Here is a 23,524-nt window from a genome sequence, read left to right as displayed (position 1 = left end):
AACGGGCGACCTCAGCGACTCGCAAACCGGTTGCATACAACACGGTGAGAAGCAGTTTGTCACGCAACGTGCGAGCGGCCTCCATCATTCGGAATCAGAGCGCCAAATGGTGACGGCTTGTCGACTCAGTCCTCAAAGACGTTTCAACGTATGGAGGATGGGCACTCTTGCCTTTTTATACCCCACAACTCGAAACACCAAAGATTAGTGTCCGATCAGAGTGGATTAGTGTTCCGCCAGAGCGGCCAAGGGAACACTAATCTCCGCTGATCGAACACGAAGCAGGTCGGCAGGAATGATCAAGCACAATCATGTGAGCCGTTTGGGCGTTAGCCCCGGTTGTGCGTGAAAACCGTGGCTAACGCCAACGGCTCACATACCCGATGACACCTGCGTACCTGCTGAATGGTTCTTGGGCAAGGGATGTTTGGCTTCGAAACGCCTGTATTTACAACGCAAACGGCTCCCAGAAGTTGTGGGGTATAAAAAGGCACTTTTGCACGTCAGAGTCGGCCAAGACCACCCATCACAACCCGAAGCGTGACGGCTTGTTGATTGAATCCTAACCCGAAGCGTGAGTTTTGGAGTTTTGTTGGCCAACGGCCTTCGTCATCGCAGCCAGGGGCATCGCCCCAGGGATCGAGAACGAAGGACAATTGGTTGGCCAACGGCCAACATCAACCCACACGTTTTGAATTGAATTTGGCCGTTGGCCAAAATGGGTGCGTGTTCTTCTGCTCCAGGGGCGATGCCCCTGGCTATGTTGAATGAGGCCGTTGGCCATTCCCGCAAAAAGCGCAACTCCAAAAAGCGTGAGCGAGGGATCGCATGCCAATGCAACGAGCCTGTGGGTCCCTCGCTCACGCGTCGGGTTGTGAGCTCGAGGTCTCTCGGGGTTTCCGCTCCGAGCGAAGCAGGACGGCCCCATCCGGGGCGACACCGTCGTGTTGCTGGCATGCTGGTCCCGGGGCTTCCACCCCGAGCTACGGACGCTGACTCCTCCGGAGCCATCCATGCCCAAGATGCCACCGTGCACTTTTGGTGCGCTCGCAGGTTGAAGCGGCAAGCCTCGAATGGCGTGAAACGTGGTAAATCGTGACGTTCGTAGCGATCAAGACACACACGTTTGGGCAAAAATCTCTCGACTTCGCTGTTTTGACTCAATTCCAGATTGAGTCATGAGCTGGCCTGGATAGCTTGGGAGTGTCGCCGCGAGTTGCATCGACGCCAATCAAACGGAGTGCGGGGCACGGGCCCCGGTCACGCGATTTTGCTAGAGGACGAAGGGTAATCAGAACATGAGCGAAACGAGTCAGCCGATGATCGACGAGGTGGATTTGATTCTCACCAACGCTCGACTGCGAGACGAGCTGGAACCATATCGTGATGATTCCATCGACGATCCGACCACGCGAAGCATGCCGCTTCAGAAGGAAAACGAATACCTGGCGTCGATCCTGGCCTGGGAACGAGCTCCTGCCCTCGCGATTGCCCAGTGGTTCGATCCACCGCTGCAAATCCCCGCCCCTGAATCGCTGGATGATGCAGCGTTGTCGGTGGAACTGCAGCGAACGATCCAGCAACTGCATTCTCAAAACATCAAACTCACCTACACCGACCATCTATCGGATCGCCAACTGTATCGGGTGATCTACCAGGACATCCTGCCCGCTTGCGAGAAAAAGGTCGACGCGCCGGGCAAGTGCCTGGAATGGCGATGTGTGGATGACAATGACACCTACCTGACCTACTACGCCTCTCCGGTCGAACGACGTCGGCACCAGGAAGAACATCAAGCAGAATTACCCAAGGCGAAACGCCCCAACTTCCGCCGCAGGCTCCCTGACTGAGCAACGTCCGACCACCTGGGTTGCCACTGACATTGGCAACCTCCCCAAACCAGATTGCCCCAATGGAATGGGGACCTACTCGCCGGCCTTTTCGGATTGCAGGGAATCGATTCGATCGGCGATTGCCGCGGCCACCTTGGCATCTGGCCCCAAGTACCGTGAGACAACGAAATCGATCTCACTGAACTTCGCCGCGACCTCGTTTGTCTGACGAACGATCGCGTCATACAGACGCCCCGAAAACAGCAAGTGTGGCTGAACCACGATTCGCCCGAACCGACCGCTTGCCGCCAATTGCTCCAGCGTGTCAGGCAATCGCGGTTGAGCCATTGCATAAAACGTGGTGCCCCAACCACCCGCGTTGATCTCATAGCGATCCGCGATCGACTGCGAAGCGGTTCCCGAATGAGCCCCCTCTTGCTTGCGTCCACGGAGCGTGACTTCGGTCAGCAATCGCATGTCCGAAGAAGCACAGGGATCCAAACTGCCGCGGCCCACCATCACCACCGCGGTTGATGGAGACGTTCCAACACCGGCTTTCCCCGCTGATTCCAGCGATTCGATCAATCGCTCGCGAACCAGATCGATCATGTGAGGTTGTCGCGAAATCGGGCGGCTGTAGCCAGCGATCCGGTTGAGCGTTTGCGTCTGGCGAGCGACGCTTTCCACCGCATCGGGGATATCGGACTTCGCATGCCCCGCGGCGAACAACAGCAGCGGCGAAACCGTGACCCGTTCCGCTCCGGCGTCCAGCAAGCGTCGCCAACCTTCGTCGATCGTTGGCGATTGAAACTCCAACAGACAAGGCTGAACCATCGCTCGTCCAGCCAGACGCGAAGCCAATCTCTCGCCTAGCTCAAAGAATTCATCGGTCCCGCGTTGATCGCGAGTCCCGTGGCCGATCAGCAGAATTCCATGAGACGAGTGCCCCTTGGACCGAGACTGCAGATCTCGACCTGTGTTCAGGTTGGAGGTGGCTTGCTTTGCAGGTGAACGACCTTCCATCGAGCCAACCTCGCGGGCAAAGCCGATTACTGAACCTTTTGGGCGGAGCTGAAACCTTCTTTTTGCAAAGCGGCCAAAGCCGAGGTGACATCGAACCCAGCGTCATACTTCACGACGACTTTCTTGACTGTCAAAGTGTTCGGATCCGGCTGATCGACCAAAGCGACTTCGCTGACCGCTTCGTTCTTTTCCAGGGTTTCCTGAACACGAGGGAAGCAAGCGAATTGGCAGTGCATTTCAGGCACTTCCAAAGTCATCGTGCCAGCTTCGGCCATGACTTCCGGCGTTGCGACGACGGCAGCGGCGGTGGCTGTTTCAACTTCAGGTGCCTGATCAGGCGTGGCAGAAATGGCGACCATGATTCCAACGGCGGCCAAGGCGGCAACAACGTAAACGATCGATTTCATCGGGGAACTCATCTTGAATGGAAGTGATTTTGGAGGGCCTGGCGGTGGCAACATCACAGCGTCATCGCCGTTTCAGCCCAGCATCTAGCTTACCAATGCGGAATCCAGAATCACAACCGCCAAACCAAAGAGATGAATTTCACGCTCGAATGCCAAGCGTTTTTCGCGGCAAATCGCGGCGAATCATTGGCGAAGTGCGACAATGTGCCCCCAGCCTGGTCACGCTGCAGTGGCCCTCGACACCGCTCCATTTTCCGATTGAATGGCCTTCACGGCCGTTCGCAAGGGCGCGTCCAAATCCCAAGCCGATTTGGCACGTGGTTGCTCAACTTCCGAATCGTCGTTCTCGGAGGTCGTTTCGTTCTCTGCCGAAGGCTGCTCCGGCTCGGACGATTCCTTCTGCGGTTCCGAGGCCCCCTCGTCCGCAGCCGGCTCAACCTCCCGATCAGGATCGACCAACTTCAACTGAGCGTCCGCCAAATCTCGATTTTTAAGAGAAGGGTACGAGGCCTCTTCCCAGAAGCGAGCCAATTGCCTGAGGTCCTCTTCGGAGACCTTCACATTCATGCCAGGATCAGGGCTCACTCCCCACACGTCTTCTTCCGTGTCGTCGATTCCACGGTGGATGTTTTTGTCGCTGGGCCGATAGTACTTGGCCACGGTCAGTCGCAGAGCACTGCGTCCATATTCCAAGGGCAAGATATTCTGAACGGTTCCTTTGCCATAGCTTCGCGTGCCGACGATCGTCGCTCGGCCATGGTCCTGCAGCGCGGCCGCAACAATTTCGCTGGCGCTGGCGGAATGCTCATCGATCAAGATCGCGACCGGCATCCGAGGTGGGACCAAAGTCCCGGCGGTCGCTGACACCTCGTCCTCGACCACACCGCCGCGAGTCTTGGTGCTGACAATTTTCCCGGAGCTCAAAAACATATCGCAAACTTCCACCGCGGCATGGAGCAGCCCGCCGCCGTTGCCGCGCAGGTCCAGCACCACCCCCGACACATCTGATTTCGGCATCAAACGGCTCAGCACATTTCGGAGTTCGCTGACCGTTTTGTCACCAAAGCTGGTCATTCGCACGTACACGATGTCTGGTTGCTGCCTCAAACGAAACACCCAGTCGTTGTTTTCATCGCGGTGATCCCCGATGACCGATTCCAACTGAATGGTGTCCCTCATCACGCTCAACTTGACTTTTTCATCGCCACGCTGGACCAACAATTCGACGGTGGTTGCGATGGGGCCTCGCAAGCGTTCACTGACGGACCGGATGTCCAAATCCCCGACGTATTCATGGTCCACTTCGAGGATGGCGTCTCCCGGCATCAGCCCAGCGTGAAGAGCAGGCGAGCCCACCAGCGGGGTGATCACCCGGACCGGTTCGTTTTCAACCGGCTGATCGACATAGATCCCAATGCCGGCAAATTCCTGGTGAATCGTGTCCTGGAACGCTTGGTAGCTGACCGGGGGAATGTATTCGCTGTGCTGATCCAGCGTCGATGTCATGCCCGCCATCGCGGACGTCAGCAGAGTCCGTCGGTCGACCGGCTCGACGTAGAATCGATCGATCATCTCCAACGCTTCGCCCACCATCATCGCGGTTCTGGTTCGCTGGTGGATCACATAACACGCGAACGAGATGACCAGCACGGAACAAAGCAGCGTCAAGTTTCGTGGGAGCATGGTGAGGTCAGAAAACGGAGATGAGCGAGAACCCGCCCATCGTATCACGCCAACCGCCGTCCGACGAAACCCTGCTCTGCTAAACCCGGTTCAGTTCCGTCGAAGATTGCACGGCAGGCAAGCAAACACAAAAACGAGAGCCTTCGCCGGGTGTGCTGGCGACCGAAACATTGCCATCCTGAGCCTGGGTCAGATGCTTGACGATCGCCAGTCCCAACCCGGTGCCACTGGTGCTGGATTCTTCGTTTCGACTGCCGCGATAGAAGCGTTCAAAGATTCGGTTTTGCTCGGCCGATGGAATCCCCACCCCGGTGTCTTTCACAATCAACGCCCAATGCTCGGGCTGTTCTTCGATCGAAACCCGCACCTCTCCTCCCGTGGGGGTGTAACGAATGGCGTTGCCGATCAAGTTGTTGGCGATTGTCAGCGTCGCTTCTCGATCGGCAATGATCTTGGCCTTGCCGGGTGGGATTTCCGGAATCAAATCCAATCCATTGGCGACCGCAACGGGTTCGTAAGTCCGAATCGCGTCACCGACAATTTCCGCCAGTGAAACGCTGGACAGGTGCAGGTTTGCCGGCCCGGCCTGAGCCCTGGCCAACTGCATCATTTCGTGCACCAATCGTTCCAGCCGCAAGCACTGCGCGGTGATCTGCTGCATGAAGTGCAGAGCCGCATCGGGATCGTCTTGGACCGCCAACTCGACCGTTTCAGCGTATCCCTTGATCGCGGCCAAGGGTGTTTTCAGTTCATGCGACACGTTGGCGATGAATTCCCGACGCATGTCCTCCACGCGGCGAGATTCCGTTTCATCACGCAGCGACAATTGCAAATTCGACTCTTCGCCGGTGTCAATCAGATCCACCCGCACCCGCAAAGGACGAATGACACCCTGGTCGTGCACTTCCACCGCGAACTCCTGCGGTTGCTGCTCTTTGACCGCCGAACGAATCGACGCCAACAACTGAGGCACCCGCACCAACTCGGTGAAGCAACGACCGAGCAACGCGTCACGCTTTTTCAGCCCCAACAATCGAACCGCGGAGGGGTTGATCAGGAGGACAGAGAAATCCTTTGCCAACACGATCACCCCGTCGCTGAGCTGCAACAACGCGGAGGCGTTTTGTTTGGTTTCCGCGTGCAGGCAACGAAGCCGTTCTTGCCACTTTTGAATGTCTTCGGTGCTCTCGCGAACGTAAGCGGAAACCGCGTCGTCCCGTTGCGTGTCGTGCCAATGGCGAAACACCAGCGACAATCCGATGATGGCCAGACTGCCCCCCCCGACCAACCAGGAGGATGCCCCGGCGATGACCAAAATCAGAATCAGAACCATCCCGACGATGGCAGGACCGAACGACCGCCATCGTGGTTGGGAAAAGCAGATCGGTGAAGGTCTTGGGCGGGCGTCCGGGCTCATACCGTCATTCGATTCGACAAAGGCAAACGTGACATCACTGGCAGGTTGTTTCATCCACAGATAACGGCCATGCTAATTTGGGACGCATGCTCGATGTCTCGCTTTTCATTCAGTGACCGCCAAACCGTCCCAGTCTACCGTTTGGTGTTTTCCACAGCATCTCGCAACATAGAAGATTTGATGAAGGTTCCTGAGGGGCAGCGTGGTTCGCGAATGGGGATCGACCGGACCGATTCGCCCCCCGAGGAAACCGAGCGGATTGGTGCGACCTCGATGCCATTGGCCGATTTCGCGGGTGGTTGCCTGACATCTCTCAGTTCAGTGGTGTTGTCCTGCGGCTTGCTGCTGATCAACGGTGCCTTCGTGATGGCCTCTTTGTCGGCGTTGGGTGCGGCGGGAGTGAAATGGTTCGAAAACGAAAAGGTCAGCCAATTTTTCCTGTTCGGCGGGCCCGTAGCTCTGCTGATCGTCCAGTGGATGATGCTCGATTACCTCCGGTTCCTGTGGCGACGACGCCACGCGGGATAAATCTCTGAAACCGACCTGCATCGCTTTTCGGGGGGGGACTCGCCGCTCTTTTCCGCGTCAGAATGGTCGGTCTGGTCAGATCGTAGCGGTGAAAGGGGTTTTGAGATGACTGGATGTTGCCCGGTTCGGCAGGAAAAGCTGTTACCGGTCACGTGATTTGCGTAAACTGGGAAGCCTCTTCTGATTGATCGCCGCGCCACTCTTCTGTGACGGTGCCCCGTTGACCGGACCAACGTCTTTCTCGACTCTCCACTTCCTGATACCGATGGATCGGTACTCGGGCCAAATTCATGCGCCGGCATCCCGATGCCGCCGGGATGCGAGCGATCGCTCCGTCCGCTTTCTGCCCAACATCGCGACGATCTTCCCCGGACCGGCAGGCTGCGGCAGGCTGGTAGCGTGCCTGCTCTTCGCAATTGGTTTTGCCGCCAACCTCACAGCGCAGCCTCCTGGTACCACGCCCCTCCCGGAAATCATCCGTGGCGAATCCGGCGGTATCACTCCCGATGCGTTTTTGTTTCTGGACGAATCGGGAACGCCTGTGGTCATGCCTCGAATGTCATTCGAGGAAATCGATCGCTTGCGTCGATTGGAACAGGGCATTCAGGTTCAAGACCGCCGCGCCACGTTGCAACGCATCAACTTGGTCGGTTCGGCCCATGATCAGCGTGCTGAATTCGAATTGGACTGCCACTTCGTCATCGACCCTCGAAGCACTCGAGAGGGCACGTTGACTCCCATTGTCCTGGACCTGGGCCTCAACGGCTTCCATTTATTGGAACCTGCGGTGGTTCAGATGGTCCCCCATGACGATGACGTCGGTCTCAACAATGGATCCCGCGAGAGCGACTCGAATCGGGACGCCGAGTCAGACGAGGCATCCTCGGATGCCGGACCGGAGCGGGAACTGGCGCGTGCATTCGTTCGTGTTGCCCAAAGCAAAGCCGCCGCACGCGATGAGCTGCTGGACGCGGCATCGTCCGCCAACGGCAACGGCAACGCCGCCCTAGGAAACTCTTCACGAGCCAATGCTGGGTTGAGCTATGAACTTGTCCTGCCTGCCGAAGCCGCCTCGCCCAACAACCCCATCGACTGCATTTGCAAATTGAAGATGTCCACGCGAGTGCGCCGTCTGGGACCGCTGACCAGCTTCCTGCCCCTGTCACTGCCGACCGTCCCAACGCGGGTCGAAATCTCTGTCGACCCTCACCAATGGGAAGCCAACCGGAATTCGCCTCCTCTGATCACCGCTGAGATCGTCGGCAATGGACGTGAAGTCTTGCGTCAATTGGCCCGCCGAGAATCGGACTCCGAGGATGAGTCGAAACGACGTTCGCGTTTTGAAATCGACAGCCAAGGCGGTGAATTCGCGTTCAAGTGGCAATGGCTGCCTTCGGCCACTCAGGCCGCTCGCCTGTTGGAAACCGAATCCAACGCGACCTTGCGTTGGGAATCCCCAGCCGACCCTCCCACCATGCAAGTTCAGATGATCGTTCGCAACTTGCGAGGGCAGCTGGACGACTTTGAAATTGAGTTGCCCGAACGAGCGGTCCTGCTCGGCAGTCCTGAAGTGGCCATCAACGACGACAGCCGAGACAACGCACTGTCGCCTGAGACCAATGGTGGCGACGAAGTCAGCGACACGGCATTTGAAACGGGCACCGCCATGGATGTCTCCGATTCGGGCTGGACGATGACCTTGTTGGGGGACGATCCACCGAACAGTGCAACCTCGCAGAATCAACCCAAGACCAATCCACCGCCAGAATCCAGTTCTGCGCCCACACGTCGCGTTCGTTTTTCGACCGATCGCGCCGACGCGATGACGTCGACGTCGCTGGTCGAGGTTCGCTTGCAACTGCGTTTGCCGGTTCCCGAAGCTTCCGCGACCACCCCTTGGATCATGCAGTTGCCCCGAGTCCCCGATGCAATCGGTCATCGCGGAACCGTGACCGTGATCACCGCGGAAGACCACCGACTTCGGTGGCGTCCGCGGTTGGGTGTGGAAGCGATCGCATCGGATGCCGCCACAGTCAATGTCGGCGAACGTGCTCAAACGTTTCGGTTTCTACGCGACGCGTTTCAGCTGCCCGTTTGGTTGTCAGGAAAGCAGCGACAACAACGTCTGAAAATTGCGATCGACCTAAGCATGGCCAACCGCCTGGCTCGATCCGTGATGACGGTGCAATCCAGTGGTGCTGGGATCGACCCGCAAGACATGCAGTTGGATTTGTCGGGATGGCGTTTGACGCACCTGACGGCCGATGACGCAGAGACGGAACTCGATGTTTCCATCTCCGAAGGTTTGGTGCAGTGGCAAGCCGATGCGTCCGATGGCAAATGGCCTCGCCAATACGTGATCACTTGCGAACGCATCGTCACCGAGGAGATGGTCTCCGATCCTCTCACGCTGACACTCCCCAAACTGCAAACGAACGAATCGTCCAGTGCCGTCACGGAAGCCTCGCTTCACGTCACCGATGCGAAACGTCTGCAATGGTCCGTGGATCTCTCTCAAAGCGAGAACCTCCAACGCATCAACAATGATTCCTCCAGCCGTTTTCGGCTGCTGTCGGTGGACGGACCATGGAGTGTGACCGGCAATTTCACGGAACGCCCATTGCGTCTGAACCTCGCTGGCAGCACCTCGATGGGCACGCAAGGAAACCAGTGGATTAGCCAAACCCGTTGGACGCTCACCAGCACCATCGATTTAGAAGGCATCTTGCCGTTTGAAATCCCGACGCCCGACGAGCAAAACGTCCAGTGGACCTCGGTCGTCGATGGCGTGCCAGCGATGGTTCGGGAATCGGAATCGGACTCCCTTTCCGATGGCTGGATCCAATACGAAATCGTCACGCCTCGTCTGTCGGTCGGAACCCATGAGATTGAACTGGTTTCGCGATCCTTGTTGCGGGACCTTCTGCATGCGCCCAAGGATTCCCAAACGCTGATCCGCCCTGAGTCCGACGCCGTCAACGGCATCGACCCGAGCGAGGTCGTTGACGACATGGGGGATTCCAGCACGATTGCCAATGGCTCAGCCGAAACCAAGGACCAACCGACGCTGGCCAATGGCGAGAACTCGCCAAGCGATGCTTCCGATGGTGAGGGTGTGCCTGCGAACTCGCAGGACGATGCCCCGGGCGGTGCCACGGACCATCCATCGAACACGGATCCGCCGCCCATCGTGGACCAAATCCTCGTCGCCATTCCAACCCCGATCGCTGACCAAGTCACACTGGAAAAGGACTATCGTCTGAACCTTCCCAATTCGGTCGTTGACGGTGTGGGGCAGATTTGGATGGCCACCGTCGGCGATGAACGGTTGCTTTCCGGCACTCGAAAGTTGGCGTCATCTGAAAACGGTGCCGCCCCAATCCTCACCAATGAATGGTCGCTGACTTCGATTCCGGACGCTCCATTCTCATTGCGATTCCAACAGGAATCACTCGAAGAATCCCCTGTTCGCGTCACTCGAGCGGTGCTTCGAAGCTTGGTCGGTCAACGCACACGCCATGAACAATTGATCGCGGTTGTCGAAGGCGGGCGACAAATTTCGATAGGTTTGTCGGAACAACTCAAAACCATTCGCATTGAAACTCGATTGAATGGGAACCTCATCCCAACCTCGCGAGGTCGCAGCGAATTGCGAATCGACATGCCGGCGATCGCAGGGGTGGGCCCCACGCAGACGAGCGATCCCGACGCGCCCTCTCGACACCTCCTGGACATTCGCCTGTGGACCGAAACGGAAGCCAGTCCGTGGTGGACCGGCATTGAACCGCTGATGCAGCTGCCGATTGGATCGGCCCAAATCGATTGGCAATTGTCGGTTCCCACCGACTCCCACCTGTTCTGGGCTTCGTCGTCCTGTGGTCGCTTGATGCGTTGGGAACGCGAGCAGTTGCGATTGTCTCGGCAGCCAATCGTCGATGACACCGAGTTGCTGGAATGGGTCACGTTCCCCTTCCAAGACAACACTTCGCTGCTCAGTTCACTCAAAGAATCGACGGCCAATGCCGCGTTCACCGTTCCTAGCAACCAATACCTTTTCTACTCCAGCGACCCGCATGCGTTCTCAGCGTTGACCGTGTCACGGACCTTGATGTGGTTGGCAGTGGGCAGTTTATCGTTGTTGCTTGCAGCCTCGACTCAGTTGTTCCCGAAGAGCCGGCATCCCTTTGCAATCATCTTGCTGGCGGTGGTGTTGGCTGGTGTTTTGGTCGCTGCTCCTGATGGAGTGATTGTGACTGCGCAGCTGATCATGATCTCGTTGGTTCTGGTGGCGGTTTTCTACGCCATCTCGGCATTGATTTCGCCCCCGACCTCCGAGCGTGTTCTGCAGTCATCCGGTGCCTCGCGTGCTTCCGAGAAGATCCCGCCTTATGGCTCCACTCACCTCAACCGAAAGGGACAGGGTTCCTCACCGGGCTCACGATCCGTCACCCATGAAGTAGCGGACCCGCATGCCCCCAACGGATCTTCACGCCGCCGTGTCGATTCAGGCCAGCGTTCCAACGAAGACTTGGACTCGCTTCCCAATTCGTCGGATGAAGGCATTGATGAAGAAGGAGCCACGGCAAGCCACTCCCCAGGAACTTCATCATGAAGCGATACGGATCGAACAGATCGATCGGGATGATGATCCTGGCAACCTGGATGACGCTGACCTCACTGGCCCTCGCTGACGACCCTCCGACCGAGACCCTCGATCGCGAAAAAGTCACCGAGACAGCCACGGACGAAAACTCGGCGGATGAAACCTCAGAACCGCAGGAATCGGTTGAGAAAGAATCAACCGAGAAGGAGCCCACTGCGGTCAACCCGGTGGAAACCGAAGCCCGTTCCCGGGAAGCGTCCGAGACGTTGGCTCAGTGGACAGCGCTCGCGCAACAGGTACGCAGCGACGAATCCTTGCGTTGGATCTCGCTGTTTGGTTCCCAGATCGCAAGACTGGTGCCGGATGACTTTCGCCCCGTTGCTGCTGACGAACTGAGCCAAGCACTGGACGAAGCAGCCAAAGTGGATCCCGAGTTATCGACCGACGACATCCTAGAATGCGAAATGGTGGCGACGATTCAAGACGGAGCCTTGAACAGCAAGGCAAGTCGGATGCTGTTTTCGTCCCAAGCCGGCAACCGACAACCGTTTGGCAAAGTCAGCTTTGCCGTCTCCCGACTGCGTGAAATGGATGACGAATCGGGGTTTGAAACGGACTCGTCGACCGCTCTCTTTGAGTCCAGCAATTCTGGATTGCTCACCATCGTCACCAGTGGTTCGGATCGGCCACTGGCCAATCGAACGCTGGCATGGGATTGGCGACAACAGGCGATGCCCACATGGAACGGAAGCCGCTGGGAACTCGGACTGCCACGGGCTTTGATTTCGCGGTTGTGGATCCAAGTCCCCGCCAACCAGAGACTGCATTGCGAGCAAGCGGTGTTGCGAGAAGTCCCGACGGAGGCGCTGCCCAGTTGGTACGAAAACATCTCTGACAACAACCTCAGCGGCTCGCCGCCAGAAGACAGTCGTTGGATCTTCGTCGAATCGGCTGGTTCACAGCGATTGGATTTGCAATTGCAAACGTTGGATGAGGCCGCTGCTGAAGTGCAAACCGCAACCATCGTTCGCGGTTGCCGGATGACGTTGGATCACGATGGCTCGATTCTGAATTGGCAATGTCGTTTGGTCATCGACCCTCAGCCCATCGCCTCCATCCCTCCTTGGGTTTGGCTGCGAGGCGATGTGACTCGCATCGAGGTTGACGAGCGTGAAGTCCCGTTCACCTCTCGCCCCTTGGTCACACATCCCGAAGACGCCATTTCCCAAGCATCACCTGCGTCGATCATCCAATTGGCTGCCATCGACGAAGCCGACGTCCCTCCCGCCGCCGATTCACGGGTCATCTTGGTGGAAGGAACTTCGCCACTGAATCCAAACGGCGATTCCATCTCGCTGCCGGAGCCGATCTTCCCCACTTCGTTTGTGGTCTCCGCGGCGCCGTGGCAATTGCAGTGGACGATGCCCGCGCACCTGTTCGCAACAGGTTGGCAATTGCCGGACGACTGGCAACTCCTACCGCCCCCAAAGGAGGCTGCCTCGTCGTCCGACTCCACTTCGATTTGGAACGCAATTGGACCGCCTGTTTCGCGAGCCCCTTGGGATCCAAAGTTGCTTTCTGAAACGACCGATGACACAGGCAATCCCGATGCAGCGCCGGTTCCTTCGCTGGCGAACTCATGGGGACTCCAACTGGCCCAATCCGAGCCGCTTCTCTACGCGGATCATCAAGCTCGATTCCTGCTCGAAGACAACGCCATTCAAGCGCGTTGCTCGATTCAATTGACAATGGCCTCCGATCGATTGGCGCCCATTCAGCTGGAGATCCAGGATGGTTTCTCCTTCGATTCGATCACAGTGGGCGAAACTCGCCGAACCCTGACCATCAACGCTCCCAATCGCCGCGGTCGTCGCATCACGGTTTGGCCAAGTCCCGATGAAATTCAAACACGATCCAGTGGGGAGGGAACCCTGGAGATCCGTGCCACAGGACAAACCCGGCGAGACCCCAACAACCCTCGCGTGAATGCCCTGTGGATGATACGAGTCATCCATTGCCCTGGGCAAATGACGGCGGCGGTGATTCCACCGGCGGACATGGGCTGGACAGCGGAAACCGCGATCACGCCTTCGCGAATCGAATTCTCGGAGCTGTCCACCGAGCAACGACGTTTCTTTGCGCCACTTCCTGGTGATGCGATCGTCCTGAGTCAATCGATTCGCCAAACACCTTCCCTCACTTTGGAAACCCCCGACAGCACCATCGTCGGCTCGTGCCAAACCAGCTTGACGATGGTTCGCAACGGCATCCAACAACGGGTGCAGGTACAAGTCGAAGGTTTGCCGCAGACATCGCGGTCCGTCAAAGTTCGCTTGGCTGCAAGATCCGAACAATCTCCACCGGAAGACGTGAAATGGCAAACTCGCCTTTCGCCTTCATCGGCATTCAATTCCGTGGAGGACGAAGGAATCGTGCTGCGGTGGGTACCGCGTCAATCCATGAAACCGCAACCGGAACGGGAGGGCGAACCCCCACTCGCCACCGACGTCGCCCAGGCCACGCCAGCACCGGTTGGAACCGGCGGATGGTTTGAGTGGAGCATTCCGGTGCCACGGAACTTCAGTGACCAGTCCTCCTTGATCGGGACTTGCATCCATCCGACCAGCGACAGCGACGTCCAACCCCACAAGCATGCAAAATCGGAGTCACATCCAATCGGTTTGTTCCGCTTGGCAGACGCAACCTCACAAACCTGCGAACTGTCGATCGACTCGGAACTGCAATTGGCTCATCCGGTGGCGAATTTGGTGGGTATCCCGACCGCCAACATCGCTGCTGAAACGGCGTCTTTTCGTTATCGCTACGAAACCTCTCCGCACGTGGTCATCCAGGTTCGTCGCAAAAACCAAATGCCGCCATCGAACCTTGTGCGTCAACAACTCACGCATGTGATTGCTTCGGCCAGTGGCGCCGATCGAGTTCGAACCCGTTTTGAGATCGTTGCCACGCAGCCCATCGAAGTCGAATTCCCTTGGGACGCTCACCTGATTGAGGCCAGAATCAATGGGGTGGAAGTGCAACCGGAAATGACCCGTCAACATCACCTTCGGTTTGCAGCCCCCCCTCAATCCGAAGCGGTCTTGGAAATGGAGTGGACGACCACGTCGTTTGAAACGTCGTGGTTGCGACGAACACAGATTTCGGATTTGCGTGTCGTCGGTCTGACATTGAGTTCGCAGCTGCGCGTCAGCCCGGCCGAAGACAGCCTGCAAATCCCACTACTAGGTTCTTCCGAGGCACCGCATTTGATCTTCTCCCAGATCGTGATTGGAGTCGGCTGGGTCGGTGCATTGGTGATCCTCGCAATCAGTCTCATCGCAGGCTGGGCAGCGCGTTGGGGAGTCGCCTGCGGTCTGGCGTTGAGCCTTTTCGCGATGCTCCTGTGGCCGGAAACGTTTGTTTCGTTGACTGCCTGGGTCGCCTTGCCGTTGACGATCAGCTTGCTGCGTTTGACGACTCAACATTGGCAATCTTCTCATCGATCCGAATCGTCGGTGCGGCAACCGCCGGCCGGCCCCGCTCCATCGAATCGCTCCGCTTCCCCGTCCCATTCGGCGGGTGGAGATCCACCCAGCGATTTTTCAAGTTCCGCATTGCTACGAAACTGGATCGGCTGGGCCATGATCGGAACCTTCGTGATCAGCGGTGGCGTGGCATCCGCACAAACGAGGGACGTGTTGGTGCCATTGGATTCCAACAACCAACCCATGGGCAACAAAGCGTACATTCCCGAGTCGTTGTATGAGGACCTGTTTCTCATCCGATCAGATGAGCGTGTTCGCCAGGTTTCGTTCCTGAATACGAATTACGAATTGGATTTGACCTCCGAACGTTCGAAACGAGCCATCAGCTTGGCTCGCGAAGAATTCCCAATCGAATTGCTGGCACGATTCACCGTGGAAACGTCCCTGCCCAGCAGTCGACTTCGACTTCCGTTCTCGCCTGAATCCATCGAAGAGTTGGTGCTGATCCGCCCGGACGAAAGCACGCGAGTCTTGACGACCACCACCGACGACCAGCCGGGGACACTGATTGTGGTTCCATCCGGCACACGATTCGACCTGCAACTTCGTCTGCGATGCGAAACCTCACATCGCGCAACAGGAACGCAAATCACGACGGAGCTGCCCAGTCTTCCACAAGCTCGTTTGGTCGTGCGTCGCGACTACCGCATTCACAATTACCGGGTGGTGACGGACAACATTGCGTGGCCAGCGGTGGATCGCCCAGTTGGTTTTGGCGTCATCTCATCCAATCAGTTCGCCATTGGACCATGCAGCCAACTGCACATTCATTTGCAAAGCAAAGCAACCGCCGATGCTCTTGCCAGCGACATCGTCCCGGCCTCCGAAAGCGAAGCCGACACACCCAACAACGCCGACGGCGAGACACAACTGCCGGAGGCTTGGAACAGCGCATTGCAATGGAAACGGCGTTATTGGTTGAACGCCACCACGAACCATTGTTCCGTCGAATGTGAGTTGGAGCCTTTGCAATCACCTCCCCCCGGCGGTGAAGTCATCCTTCGGTTCCATCGAGAAACCACCTCGATCCCACGTTTGCTTTCTCGCGACTGGAAGTTGCTGCGGCAAACGACTAACCAATGGATGCTGACACGCGTCAGTTCATCGACCGAACCCATTCGATTGGTCTGGGACCTCAGTTCGGCTTGGTCAGCAGGATCCGGTGCCCCCGAATCCGAAGCGAACAACACGGAACCGAATGACTCTGACAATCCACCCGAGTCGCCGGTCGATGACGAACGTGTCCTGAGCTGTCCCGGTCTCTCCTTGCACGATCACTGGCAAGAACCCAAAGACGCCGACTCAACCCTCGCCAATTCACGCACCGTTTTTTCGGAAACGTTGGTGGCCTGGACGCTGTCGAGTGAACTGCAGCCGCTGTGGCCCGCTTCCTTGGGTACCGAACGGGTTCCGGCGGAACAATTTTATGCCCAATGGTCGGGATCCATCAGTCGCCTCGACCGAGCCGCCAAGAGTTCTGGTACCACCCCGATTGTCCGCATCGGCATTGTGGACCGGAGCCGCTTGGTCTTTCATGCGAAGCAAGAGATCCACTTGGATGCGTCGCACCAATCCATTCGTCTCGAAGCGACCTTTGACCCGAACCCGGTTGCCGCGGATTCCGCCACCACCAATCCGGTGCTTGGAACCATCGATCCCAATGGCGAGGACACCACACCGACGCTGCCGGAGAGCTTTCGTCCGCAGATGATCAAAATTGCGATTCCGCCCCAAGCACAGATTTTCAACTGGCGGATTCAACAACCTGGCCTGCCCGACACTTCTCCGGCCGCTGCCGGTGGCGTGGCTTCCGAGGCTCCCGGGACCACCAATCTCGACGATGAGGAAGAGGATGCGATCGTTGATCCGACCACCAATCCGATGGACTCGGGATCAGCCGCCTCAGGCACGCAGTGGAAATTGGTTCGAGAAGACAACCACGATTGTCTTTTGATCCGCTACGAAGGCCGAGGAATGGAGGTGTTGGTGGAAGCTCAAGTTGCACAGCGAAAGTCAAATGACAATGCATTGGCGTTGATGCACATCGAACCGGTGCATTCCATCGGTGACATCTCCTCCGTGAATGAAGTGGTTGTCTCACGTTCGGCCAACGCCAACATCCAGTGGAAGACGCCCCCTCCGTTGGAAGGCGAAAAGTCAGGGGACGCGGGCCCAGCGTCCATGCTCGCTGCAGGGAAGATCCTGATTGATCAATGGTTGATTCGTGACTCCGCGTTGAATGTGCTGGGAGACGCTCGATTTCGGGTGACTCCGATCCGCCACCCTTTTCAGACGGATGTCCGGGTTGCATTGCGGTGGGAAGAAGGACGCTGGATCGCTCAAACGGACATTCAGTTGAATTCCAAGCAATCACCGGACTTCCTCGATGTTGAAATGCCGTCGCGGTGGTGCGACGCGCTGCAAATCCATCCGCTGTGTGCGTCAACGCGTCAACCGACGCTCAGTCCCGCTCGGCAGGTCATCCGCATTCGCTTGGCCGACAAACGCATCCGCTCCATTCGCCTGACCAGCCGGCTCGCGGCGGGTGATTTGTTGCGTGTGAGTGTCCCCAAAATTCGCGTGTTGCAATCACAGCGTGCGCGCACCGACATCGTGGTTCCCAACCGCTTGACGAACGCTCCGATCCGCTGGGAAACCAACGGTGTCGAACCCATGCCGCAACCAAGGTGGAATCTGCCGGCCCAAGAGGCCCTCGCCAAGAGCGTCGCGACGGACACGGTCGTCGCGACGGACAAGGCACCGACCAACAACGAACCGGCCAGCCGTTCGAACGAGGAAGACACGGCCCCAACCCTCACTCAACGGACCTCTGACGGCAACGAAGAACACAGCTACTTCCGAGTCGCGAGCGAGAACTGGTCGGTGGAACTGGAACCGTTACGCAAGACCAACAACGTCGCTGCAATCGTGCATGCGGACCACCAATTGCTGAACGATCGTTTTTTGGTCAGTCGGTTTGACATCGTTCCCGGCGATGCCTCTCACTTGACGCTGAACCTGCCAGAGCACGCTCATTTTGTGGCGGGTTGGACAAATGGACTGCCGGCAGACGTGATCCCGGCACCAGAAGGGAAGCTCCAATTCCTGTTGCCGTTGAGCCGTCTCAGCCAGGGAATCGAGGTTCTACTGGAAATGGATGAAGGACTTCGAAAACCCAACCAGCGAGAATCAAGCACACCTTCATGGGATGAGATTCAAACGCCGCCTCCGTGCACCTACACCCGATTGCTGTCTCGGCGAAGCAACCCAGCGAATTTGCTTGCACTTTCCAATCCAACTTCGGCTGCCGCCGTCGCAACCACTGACGATCCAGACGAAGGAAACGTCACTTCCATCAAACCAGACACCAGCGGTTCGAACCAAGAAAACTTGGCAACCAAGGGGAATCGATGGAAAGCGATCACCTCGGATCAACGCTGGCAAATCTTGGCGACCAACACCGTTCGCTCGATTGCCGCCGCTTCCGATTCGTTGGCCGATCGCCGCGATGAAGAAGTCGCCGCCTGGATGAAAACTTGGCTACAACGTTACGCCTCGATCAGCCAATCCGCTGGCACCCGATTCGACCCGACCAATGCTTCCATCGAGGACTCGGTATCGCTGGAGCGACTTTCCGCTGAACTGACCAACCGCCCGCCGGAATCTCTGTTTTCATGGAGTGAAATGGAGTCTTTTCTGGCGTTGCAAATCCAACGTTACTCGGCCAACGAAACCGATGAATGGTGGCAACTCAACGAAGCATCCAAACTGGGTGACGGCCAGTGGTCCTTTGTGCTCACAAGTCAACAGCCAGACCGCTGGATCGTGGACAGCCAATATCAGTCGAGTGAACAATCGCTGCCCCCGCAATGGTCGACGGCATCCCCATCGTCGATGACCATGCAGTGGGCACAGCATGGCATGCGGTTCCTGCTATTATTGACCAGTGCCTGTCTGTTGATCGTCTTGCGTTTGCAACCCAGTCGAACTCGACGCAACACCCCACAAGCAAACTGGGTGACGAACATTCAGGACTTGATGGCTCACCCCGCGACCTGGATTTTTGGACTTGGATGCATCGCAATGATTTTAGCACCCATCCCACTCGCACTTGCTTTGATGGTCACCGCGGTGATGCTCAGCGGATTCGAGACGTTTTGGAAAACGCTTCGAAGGCGATTGCGTTTGTGGGCCTCTGCCTTGCTGGTTCTCATCCTGTGCGGCTGTCCTTTCGAACACGTGGCGGCACAGCCCAACGAATCCCCCAGCCCGTCCGTCATCGCCGACACGATGCAATTGCGGGAGGGGTGGAAATTGCAACTGGTTGCTGCCGAACCGATGACCATCGATCCAGTCTCAGCCGCATGGGATCCGCAGGGTCGATTGTGGGTTGTCGAAATGCCCGACTACCCACAACCTGCCGAGGATGTCAAACCGACGAAGGGCAGGATTCGTGTCCTGAGTGACACCGATGGCGATGGCGTGATGGACCAAGCCACCACATTTGCGGAGGGGCTCAATTTCGCAACGGGAGTGCTGCCATGGCCCTCGCGAAAATCAGGCGAACAGGATTCCGACACGCCGGATGCCTGGCTCGATGGAGCGATCGTGACGCTGGCGGGAGAGATCGCTTGGCTGAGAGACACCGACGGAGACGGATTGGCAGACGATCACCAAACTTGGTTCCGTGGCTTCACGACGGGCAATGAGCAACTGCGAGCGAACCATCCAACTCTCGGACCGGATGGACTGGTCTACGTCGCCAACGGGTTGCGTGGCGGAAAGATCGAAGCGGTCGCCCCTCTGTTCGATTCCAAGACTGGCCCCCTCACGCTTTCACAAAATGACTTTTGCTTCGACCCTCGCGGTGGCCACTGGGGAAGAGTCTCCGGCAACAGCCAACACGGTTTGACGATCGATGATTTCGGTCGCCGAATCGGTTGCAGCAATCGCAACCCCGCGATCCAGGCGGTCCTGGACGCCAACACAATCCGACGAGATCGTGAATTGGCACCGGTTGATGCGTTGTTGGACATCGCCGCCGCAGGTGAACAATCTGAGGTTCATCCGATCAGCGATGCCTGGACGACCAGCCATCTTCATGCCGGTCAATTCAGCGCCGCTTGCGGTGTGTTGGCGGTCAACGACGAGTGGTTGCTGGTTTGTGAACCGACCGGATCCCTGGTCCAACGACAGCAACTGCGATTTGATGGTGAAAACTGGCAAGCGACGCGAGAGCCAGCTGAAACCGAGTGGCTCGCCAATGCACACACCTGGTTTCGCCCGGTGGACTTGGTGGCCGATCAACATGACGCAGTGCTGGTGCTCGACATGGCTCGCGCCGTGATCGAGCATCCCGATTGGGCGCCCGAGGAACTGAAGAACCGCCCCGACACATGGCACGGCAACAACCTTGGCCGCATCTGGCGTTTGATTCCGCCGGGTGCCGAGTCGGGCTTTCAGTCCATTCAAAACAACCAAGACGCCATCGAAGCATTGCGTTCCGACGATCCTGTCCGCCGATCCTTGGCGACCCTGCACCTGACGCAGCGATTGGCTGATCCAACGTCCAAGCCACTCGTCGAGAAGAAACTCTCCGAACTGCTGCAATCACCTGAAACCAACCCGCCCACCCAAGCCCGTGTGGCCACCTTGCTGGCTCAGCTCGGACGCCTCGCTCCCGCACAACAATCCAAGCTCACCACCGAATCGGAACCTCGCCTGCGAGCCATTGCCGCGCAGCTCACACCCCGATGGGACGCGAAAACGTTCCGTTCTTTCGTGCGTGACGACAGTCCGTTGGTCCGCCGCGTTGCCTTGGAAGCCTTTCTCGCGTCGGACGCATGCGAAGCAATCGCAAGTCATCCGCAGTCCGCGGAATTCCAATCCGTCACGGACTCCCTGAACAAGCTTGCGGTGGAACAAGCGGATTCGAACTTGGTCGCAAAACTGCTTCCCACTGTTCCGCCACCGATGCTGCAGGAACTCGTTCGTCGATCGATTGAAGTGGACGAAACCCAACTCACTGCCGCCCATCGATCCAATCTTCTGCGCTGGATTCGGCGTTCAGCCGCGACCGATCCCGAGACAACACTGGATCTGATTTCAAGCGTCGATGACAAAAACGACGCGTTCCAATTCGTCGCCAACTGGATCACGGGCGTGCGATCGACCGCCAAGGTCAAGGCGGCGATCAACGGTACCAAAGTGGATTTCTTCGCTCTTGTCGCGGAGACCGCAAAAGCGACCTTGGTGGATCCCAATCAGGACCATGGCCGACGCAAAGATGCGGTGGAGGTATTGCTTCCACTCGCTCCCGATTCCCCTGAACTTCGTGATCGACTGACGGATTCCACGGGCGCCGATCTGCGTTCGCGCATCTTGGACGGGCTGTTGAAAACGGACCCTGAATGGACGCGTTCGATTTTGGTTTCACATCAGGATCCCTGGCGACCGGAGGAACGTGCTGTGGTCTGCCGACGAGCTCGTTCTGATTCCGACACCGCCAAGTGGTTGCTTTTGGCGGTCAAGCAAGAGCATCTGCCTCGTTCGTTTGTGGATGCGACCACCGCGAACGCCTTGCGTTCTCATCGCGACAAAGCGATTCGTGAACTCGCCAATCAAACGTTTGCACCGCCCGAGGATCGAGCCAAGGTCCTGAAGCAGTACGCCGAAGTCGCGAGCCGGTTTTCGAGCGCGGATGTTTCCAGCGGTCGAAAGTTGTTTGCACAACACTGTTCCAATTGTCACCGCATGGAAGGCGTGGGGCATGCCGTGGGGCCTGACATCAGTGACAGTCGCACCAAAACCGCGGAAGCGTTGCTGGTCGCGGTCCTGAATCCCGATGCAGCCATCGACGCTTCCTTCACGCGTTATCAAATCTTGACGGTGGATGGCGAGGTCGTCTCAGGGTTGCTGCACAAGGAAGATTCCGAATCCGTCACTTTGCTGGAAGCGGAAAACCAACAACGCCGAGTGAGTCGCGATGACATCGAAACCTTTCGTGCGGTCGACGCTTCTTTGATGCCCAGTGGGATGGAACAAACCTTGTCGGTTGATCAGATGTCGGATCTGATTGGATATCTGAAACGCTGGCGGTACACCGCGGAAGGTTTGTGATGCCGCCCGGCTGCACCTTCACCACTGAATCAACGCCCGATCCCGACTGAACCGTCTGACACAACCGTGCCTGCCACCCCACCCCGCATCTACTTGGACCACGCTGCAACCTCGTGGCCGAAAGCGGAGGGTGTCGCCGAAGCGATGGTTGAGTTCCTGACCAACGTCGGCTCCTCGGCTTCGCGAGGCAATTACGCGTCGGCGAGGAAAGCCAGCGAACTCACTCGTTCGTTGCGATCTCAACTGGCTCGTTTTGTGAATGCCGAATCGGACCACTGCGTCAGCTTTCACTCGGGCTGCACCTCGGCGTTGAACGCCGTCATGCATGGGCTGGTCGGTCCCTCGCATGCGATCGGAACCGGCTCGCACCTGCTGACTTCAGCGGTTGAGCACAACGCCGTTTTGCGACCATTGCTCGTTGCGGCAACAGCGGCCGGCGCGACGATCGAGGAAGTCTCACCGGATGTCAACGGTTTGCTGTCAGCGAACGATGTCATCGGAAAGATCCATGACGCCACTCGCTTGGTGGCTTTGTCGCATGCGTCCAACGTGACCGGGGCAGTTCAACCGATCGCAGAGATCGGAGCGGCCATCGCGGAACACAACCGATTGCGAAACAAGTCGAATCAAATTTTGTTCCTGTGTGATGCGGCCCAGTCGCTGGGCTACTTGCCGGTGGATGTCCAGGCACTCGGAGTGCATGCCTTGGCGGCACCCGCTCACAAGGGTTGCGGTGGTCCGCCGGGGATCGGAATGCTCTGCCTGTCACCCGAGTGGCACGATGTGATCCAACCTTGGATGCAGGGCGGAACCGGGCACGACGGCCGGTCGGATGTCATGCCCGAATCCATGCCCGAAAAACTGGAACCTGGCACGATGAACTTGCCCGCCATCGCGGGATGGCGGGCGGCGATGGATTGGCTGGCACCACTGGAGGATTCCGCTCAGAAATTGGCTGGTCTGTCGCAGCAACTTCATGCTGGATTGAGCTCGATCGGAGGGGTTCAAGTTTTCGGTCGTCCAGGCCCTCTTCCGATCACCAGCCTCGACTTTGGACCAGATCTTCCGCCGGACGATGCCGCCGCGATCTTGGAGGGGGAATTTGGAATGGAGGTTCGCTCAGGCCATCACTGTGCCGCACGAATTCACCGCCACCTCGGGACGGAAGTGGCAGGCACCGTTCGCATCAGCGGGGGACACGGCACAACCCCCGATGAGATCGACGCAGCGATCCAGGCGGTCGCTGAAATTGCCGCTCAGATCACAGCGTTGTCCTGAGGCAATCCCTTTTTCAGATGCGAAAACGTTCTTTCCTGAAAAGCAGGGGAAGATGTTCTTTTGGCGTTTGGGGGGGCGAGCTCAAAACG

9 protein-coding genes are annotated in these 23,524 nt (G+C 57.8%); 5 read left to right on the top strand and 4 right to left on the bottom strand.

From position 1 onward, the window contains the following. Positions 1-1,298: 1,298 nt before the first annotated feature. Positions 1,299-1,850 (top strand): hypothetical protein, encoded by a 552-nt coding sequence (locus RISK_RS17695; RefSeq protein ID WP_047815665.1) that lies wholly within the window; start codon positions 1,299-1,301, stop codon positions 1,848-1,850. Between the two features lie 75 nt (positions 1,851-1,925). Here the strand turns inward: RISK_RS17695 and RISK_RS17690 are convergent, their stop codons facing one another. The 4 genes from RISK_RS17690 to RISK_RS17675 form a co-directional block, all read right to left on the bottom strand. After that, complete coding sequence (locus RISK_RS17690; protein ID WP_047815664.1) at positions 1,926-2,855, bottom strand: sirohydrochlorin chelatase; 930 nt, start codon at positions 2,853-2,855, stop codon at positions 1,926-1,928. Positions 2,856-2,881: 26 nt separating this feature from the next. Further along, positions 2,882-3,262, bottom strand: a complete 381-nt coding sequence (locus tag RISK_RS17685; RefSeq protein ID WP_047815663.1) for a heavy-metal-associated domain-containing protein — start codon at positions 3,260-3,262, stop codon at positions 2,882-2,884. A 219-nt stretch (positions 3,263-3,481) separates the two neighbouring features. Further along, entirely contained in the window at positions 3,482-4,945 is a 1,464-nt protein-coding gene (locus RISK_RS17680) for a S41 family peptidase (protein ID WP_047815662.1), read from the bottom strand. 79 nt (positions 4,946-5,024) lie between these two features. Then, positions 5,025-6,278 carry a sensor histidine kinase gene (locus RISK_RS17675; RefSeq protein WP_047815661.1) on the bottom strand — a complete coding sequence of 418 codons (1,254 nt, stop codon included), beginning with the start codon at positions 6,276-6,278 and terminating at the stop codon, positions 5,025-5,027. Positions 6,279-6,455: 177 nt separating this feature from the next. Between RISK_RS17675 and RISK_RS17670 the strand changes: the two genes are divergently transcribed. The 4 genes from RISK_RS17670 to RISK_RS17655 all read left to right on the top strand — a co-directional run bounded on the left by RISK_RS17670 (position 6,456) and on the right by RISK_RS17655 (position 23,435). Then, positions 6,456-6,890: a hypothetical protein gene (locus RISK_RS17670; RefSeq protein ID WP_236696410.1), complete on the top strand. Its 435-nt coding sequence runs from the start codon at positions 6,456-6,458 to the stop codon at positions 6,888-6,890. A 265-nt stretch (positions 6,891-7,155) separates the two neighbouring features. Then, positions 7,156-11,502 (top strand): hypothetical protein, encoded by a 4,347-nt coding sequence (locus RISK_RS17665; RefSeq protein WP_102017621.1) that lies wholly within the window; start codon positions 7,156-7,158, stop codon positions 11,500-11,502. Further along, complete coding sequence (locus RISK_RS17660; protein ID WP_047815660.1) at positions 11,499-22,157, top strand: PVC-type heme-binding CxxCH protein; 10,659 nt, start codon at positions 11,499-11,501, stop codon at positions 22,155-22,157. The genes RISK_RS17665 and RISK_RS17660 overlap by 4 nt, the downstream gene beginning before the upstream one ends. A gap of 39 nt (positions 22,158-22,196) precedes the next feature. Beyond that, the gene (locus RISK_RS17655) at positions 22,197-23,435 is read left to right on the top strand and encodes an aminotransferase class V-fold PLP-dependent enzyme (protein WP_047815659.1); all 1,239 of its coding nucleotides are present in this window, start codon (positions 22,197-22,199) and stop codon (positions 23,433-23,435) included. Positions 23,436-23,524 lie beyond the last annotated feature (89 nt).

The organism is Rhodopirellula islandica, assembly GCF_001027925.1.
Taxonomy (GTDB): domain Bacteria; phylum Planctomycetota; class Planctomycetia; order Pirellulales; family Pirellulaceae; genus Rhodopirellula; species Rhodopirellula islandica.
The sequence above is the reverse complement of the archived record's forward strand: the minus strand, read 5'-3'. Positions and strand labels throughout refer to the sequence as shown.

What these genes read in the sequence shown, in the direction of transcription:
- RISK_RS17695 (WP_047815665.1), top strand. Translation starts at nt 1,299, where the DNA reads ATGAGCGAAACGAGTCAGCCGATGATCGACGAGGTGGATTTGATTCTC.
- RISK_RS17690 (WP_047815664.1), bottom strand. Translation starts at nt 2,855, where the DNA reads ATGGAAGGTCGTTCACCTGCAAAGCAAGCCACCTCCAACCTGAACACA.
- RISK_RS17685 (WP_047815663.1), bottom strand. Translation starts at nt 3,262, where the DNA reads ATGAAATCGATCGTTTACGTTGTTGCCGCCTTGGCCGCCGTTGGAATC.
- RISK_RS17680 (WP_047815662.1), bottom strand. Translation starts at nt 4,945, where the DNA reads ATGCTCCCACGAAACTTGACGCTGCTTTGTTCCGTGCTGGTCATCTCG.
- RISK_RS17675 (WP_047815661.1), bottom strand. Translation starts at nt 6,278, where the DNA reads ATGGTTCTGATTCTGATTTTGGTCATCGCCGGGGCATCCTCCTGGTTG.
- RISK_RS17670 (WP_236696410.1), top strand. Translation starts at nt 6,456, where the DNA reads ATGTCTCGCTTTTCATTCAGTGACCGCCAAACCGTCCCAGTCTACCGT.
- RISK_RS17665 (WP_102017621.1), top strand. Translation starts at nt 7,156, where the DNA reads ATGGATCGGTACTCGGGCCAAATTCATGCGCCGGCATCCCGATGCCGC.
- RISK_RS17660 (WP_047815660.1), top strand. Translation starts at nt 11,499, where the DNA reads ATGAAGCGATACGGATCGAACAGATCGATCGGGATGATGATCCTGGCA.